Annotated in this window: 2 protein-coding genes; both read right to left on the bottom strand. The window is 72.0% G+C overall.

The genetic code is table 11. The features are described from left to right. Nucleotides 1–89 precede the first annotated feature (89 nt). Entirely contained in the window at nucleotides 90–2,927 is a 2,838-nt protein-coding gene (gene topA / locus ACFRCR_RS17290) for a type I DNA topoisomerase (RefSeq protein WP_377679251.1), read from the bottom strand. A gap of 259 nt (nucleotides 2,928–3,186) precedes the next feature. Beyond that, the gene (locus ACFRCR_RS17285; RefSeq protein ID WP_377679249.1) at nucleotides 3,187–4,149 is read right to left on the bottom strand and encodes a phosphatase PAP2 family protein; all 963 of its coding nucleotides are present in this window, start codon (nucleotides 4,147–4,149) and stop codon (nucleotides 3,187–3,189) included. Nucleotides 4,150–4,332: the final 183 nt, after the last annotated feature.

Genomic DNA, 4,332 nt, shown 5'->3' with positions numbered 1-4,332 from the left:
CGACCGCAGAGGTAGACCTCCCGGAGGTCTACCTCGCGCACCCGGGTCTACCTCGGCATCGTGCAGACGTCGGCGTGAGCCGACGACCGCTACTTCTTCTCGGCCGTCGCCTTCTTGGCCGGGGCCTTCTTCGCGGCGGGCTTCTTGGCCGGAGCCTTGCGGGCCGGGGCCTTCTTCTTCGCCGGGCCGGCCGCACGCTTCTCCGCGAGGAGCTCGATGGCCTTCTCCGGCGTGATGGACTCGGGCGTCAGGTCACGCGGCAGCGTCCGGTTGGTCTCACCGTCCGTGACGTACGCGCCGAAGCGGCCGTCCTTGACCACGATGGGCTTGCCCGACGTCGGGTCGTCCCCGAGCTCGCGCAGCGGCGGGGTGGCCGTGGCTCCACGACCGCGCTTGGGCTGCTTGTACAGCTCGAGCGCCTCCTCGAGCGTGACCGTGAACATGGCCTCCTCGGACGGGAGGGTGCGCGAGTCGGTGCCCTTCTTGAGGTACGGGCCGTACCGGCCGTTCTGCGCCGTGATCTCGACGCCCGTCTCCGGGTCCGTGCCCACGACGCGCGGCAGCGACAGCAGGCGCAGCGCGTCCTCGAGCGTCACGGAGTCGAGGTTCATGTCCTTGAGCAGCGACGCCGTGCGGGGCTTGGGCAGCGCGGCCTTGGCCTTCTTGAGCGCCGCGGCCGACAGGCCCTCGTCGAACTTCGGCTCGGGGAGCTGCTCGGTCACGTACGGGCCGTAGCGTCCCGCGCGGGCCACGATCGGGTTCCCCGACTCGGGGTCGATGCCGAGGATCCGCCCGTCGTCGGCGCCCGCGGCGAGGAGCTCGCGCGCCTTGTCGACCGTGAGCTCGTCGGGGGCCAGGTCGTCGGGCACCGAGGCGCGCGGCGGGTTCTCGCCCTCCTTGACCTCGACCGAGAGATCTTCCACGTAAGGCCCGTACCGACCGACGCGGAGCTGGATGCCCTCGCCGATCTGGACCGAGTTGATGTCGCGCGCGTCGATCTCGCCGAGGTCGTCGACGAGCTGGCGCAGCCCCTCGCCCTCCTCACGGCCCGTGCCGTCCCCGAAGTAGAACCGGGTCAGCCACGCGACGCGGTCCTTGTCACCGGCCGCGATCGCGTCGAGGTCTGCCTCCATCTCGGCCGTGAAGTCGTAGTCGATGAGCCACTCGAAGTGCTCCTCCAGGAGCCGGATCACGGCGAACGCGAGCCAGCTCGGCACGAGGGCCTGACCGCGCGGCAGCACGTACCCGCGGTCCTGGACCGTCGAGATGGTCGACGCGTACGTGGACGGGCGTCCGATGCCGCGCTCCTCGAGGGCCTTGATGAGGCTGGCCTCGGTGTAGCGCGGGGGGGCGGACGTCGAGTGCCCGTCGGCCGTGAGGTCGCGCCCGTCGAGCAGGTCCCCCTCGCCCATCTGGGGCAGGCGGGCGTCCTCGTCGTTGCGACGACGGCCGGACTTCGAGGAGGTGCCGTCGGCCGTCTCTGCGCCGTCGTCGGTCCCCTCCTCGTACGCCGCGAGGAAGCCGCGGAACGAGATGACCGTGCCGGAGGCCGCGAACACGGCCTCCGGGGCCGGGCCGTCCGGCACGAACGTCTTGCCCGAGAGCGGCGCCACCACGGTCAGGCCGACCGGCGCGGCGAGCCGCACCGACGCCGTCGACCCCTTCGCGTCCGCCATCTGCGAGGCGACCGTGCGCTTCCAGATGAGCTCGTAGAGCTTGAACTGGTCGCCGCTGATCTCGCGGGCGACCTGGGCCGGGGTGCGGAACGAGTCGCCCGCGGGGCGGATGGCCTCGTGCGCCTCCTGCGCGCCCTTGGCCTTCGACGCGTAGATGCGCGGCGCACCGGGCACGAACTCGGGCCCGTACAGCTCTGCGGCCTGGCGACGCGCGGCGTCCGTGGCCTCGGCCGACAGCGACGGGGAGTCCGTACGCATGTAGGTGATGTAGCCGTTCTCGTACAGCGCCTGCGCGGTGCGCATCGTCTGCCGCGAGTTGAAGCGGAGCTTGCGGCTCGCCTCCTGCTGGAGCGTCGACGTCGTGAACGGCGCGGCCGGACGGCGCGTGTACGGCTTGGTCTCGAGGCTGCGGACCGCGAAGTCGGCCCCCGCGAGCCCTCCGACCACGAGCGAGGCAGCCTGCTCGTCGAGCTGGACCACGCCGTCGCGCGCCGCCGCGGGCTTGAGCTGCCCGCGGTCGTCGAAGTCACGGCCCGAGGCGACGCGGGCGCCGCCGAACTGGACCAGGCGGGCGTCGAAGCTCTTGTCGGCGTCGTCGGCGGTCTTGTCGGCGAGCGAGAACGTGCCGGACACGTCCCAGTACTCGGCGGCGACGAAGGCCATGCGCTCGCGCTCGCGCTCGACGACCAGGCGCGTCGCGACCGACTGGACGCGCCCCGCGGACAGCCCCTGGCGGACCTTGCGCCACAGGACCGGCGAGACCTCGTAGCCGTAGAGACGGTCGAGGATGCGGCGCGTCTCCTGGGCGTCGACCAGGTGCTCGTCGAGGTCGCGCGTGTTCTCGAGCGCACGCTCGATGGCCTCGCGCGTGATCTCGTGGAAGACCATGCGGTGCACGGGGACCTTGGGCTTGAGCTCCTCGAGCAGGTGCCACGCGATGGCCTCGCCCTCGCGGTCCTCGTCGGTCGCGAGGTAGAGCTCGTCGGCGTTCTTCAGGGCGCGCTTGAGCTCCGCGACCTTCTTCTTCTTGTCCGCGTAGACCTCGTAGTAGGGCTCGAAGCCCTCGTCGACGTTGACCGCGAACTTGCCGAACGGCCCCTTCTTCATGTCGGCGGGCAGCTCGGACGGCTGCGGGAGGTCGCGGATGTGCCCGACGCTCGACTCCACCTCGAAGTCGTCACCGAGGTAGCCCTGGATCTTGCGTGCCTTCGTGGGGGACTCCACGATGACGAGCTTGCGACCTGAGGACATCCGTTCCTGCTTTCCGTTGCTGCTGGTGTGGCTCGTTCCCCGAGCGATCTCCGGGTGGGCCGAGGTGCTGAGGTGGGGCCCGGCGTCGGGCTGGGGCATGGCCCACGACCCCACCGTCCCGTTCCCACCGGCAGCCTATGACGTTACGCCACTGGCGCCAGGCGGCACCTTATCCGTTGTGGAGGGCCCCCGTGGCAGGGGCTCGCGGTCGTGGGGACGCCCGCGCAGGGCGTGCCGTCCCCAGACCTGTGGACGACGGTCATCTCCCGGGACGGGACGTCGCCTGGCGGAGCAGGAGCAGCACGGCGAACGAGATCGCCGTCGCGGCGACCACCCCCAGCGCCCCGCCCACGTACGCGGTGGTCTCGGCGAGGTCGGTCATGTCCCAGCTCGCGGGATAGACCTCGCGCAGGCACCACGCGGCACCGAGCATCGCCGCCCCGGCCCCCAGGAACAGGAGCACGGCCACGACGACCGAACCGGGGTAGGCGCTGCTGCCACGCGCGGGGACGGGGTCGAGCGCGCTCGTGGGGGTGAGCGCGAGCGCGAGCGCGGTCCACGCCGTCACGACGAGGATCGCCGCGACCACGTCGCTCGGTCGGTGCCAGTGACCGATCAGGGTCGAGACTCCCGTGGCAGCCGTGTACGTCCCGCCCAGGACGGCGACGACCGGACGCGCCGCCCGCGGGACCGCGAGCAGCAGCGCGACCGCGACCGAGGCGGCGACCGTGGTGTGCCCGCTGGGCAGCGTGTTCCCCACGCCCCACCCGCCACCGATCAGGTCCGGCCTGTCGAGGACCGACTTCTTGAGGAGCTGGGTCGTGACGTTCGACCCGACCACGACGAACGCGACCTGGACGGCGAGCCCCCAGCGACGACGGAGCAGCGCGATCCCCATGGCCGTCCCCAGGCCCAGCACGACGAAGCTGACCGAGACGACGTCGAGCACCGGCTCCCCGAGCGCCCACAGCGTGCCGCGTCCGTAGTCGGAGCCGCGCAGCGCCGCCTGGTCCAGGTGCTGCCCCGCCTCGGACGCGACGAAGTACTGCCAGACCTGCCACACGAGGACCACCGAGACGAGAGCCGTCACGCTCGCCGCGACACGCGCCCCGACGTGCGTCGCGCCCGTGCTCTGCGCGTGCACGGGGCGTGCACCGACGGCTCGCGGGGGTGCCAGCGGGCGTGCGGTCGGCTGCGTCGTCGAAGGAGGAGGGAAGGTCACCCGTCCACCGTAGGTCACCGCGTGTGGGGATCCGGCAAAGAGAACGGGCAGGTCAGGGCGTGGCGGTGGGTGGTCTTTCACACGCCGGCCAGGAGGGCCCACGACGCGCACGAGCCGGTCGGCACCGCATCCGGCCGGGGAGCTGCCCCCCGGGCAGCGGGAACAGCGCGGCTGGCCCGTCAC

The organism is Oerskovia sp. NPDC056781, from assembly GCF_042789955.1.
Taxonomy (GTDB): domain Bacteria; phylum Actinomycetota; class Actinomycetes; order Actinomycetales; family Cellulomonadaceae; genus Oerskovia; species Oerskovia rustica.
The sequence above is the reverse complement of the archived record's forward strand: the minus strand, read 5'-3'. Positions and strand labels throughout refer to the sequence as shown.

What these genes read in the sequence shown, in the direction of transcription:
- topA (WP_377679251.1), bottom strand. Translation starts at nt 2,927, where the DNA reads ATGTCCTCAGGTCGCAAGCTCGTCATCGTGGAGTCCCCCACGAAGGCA.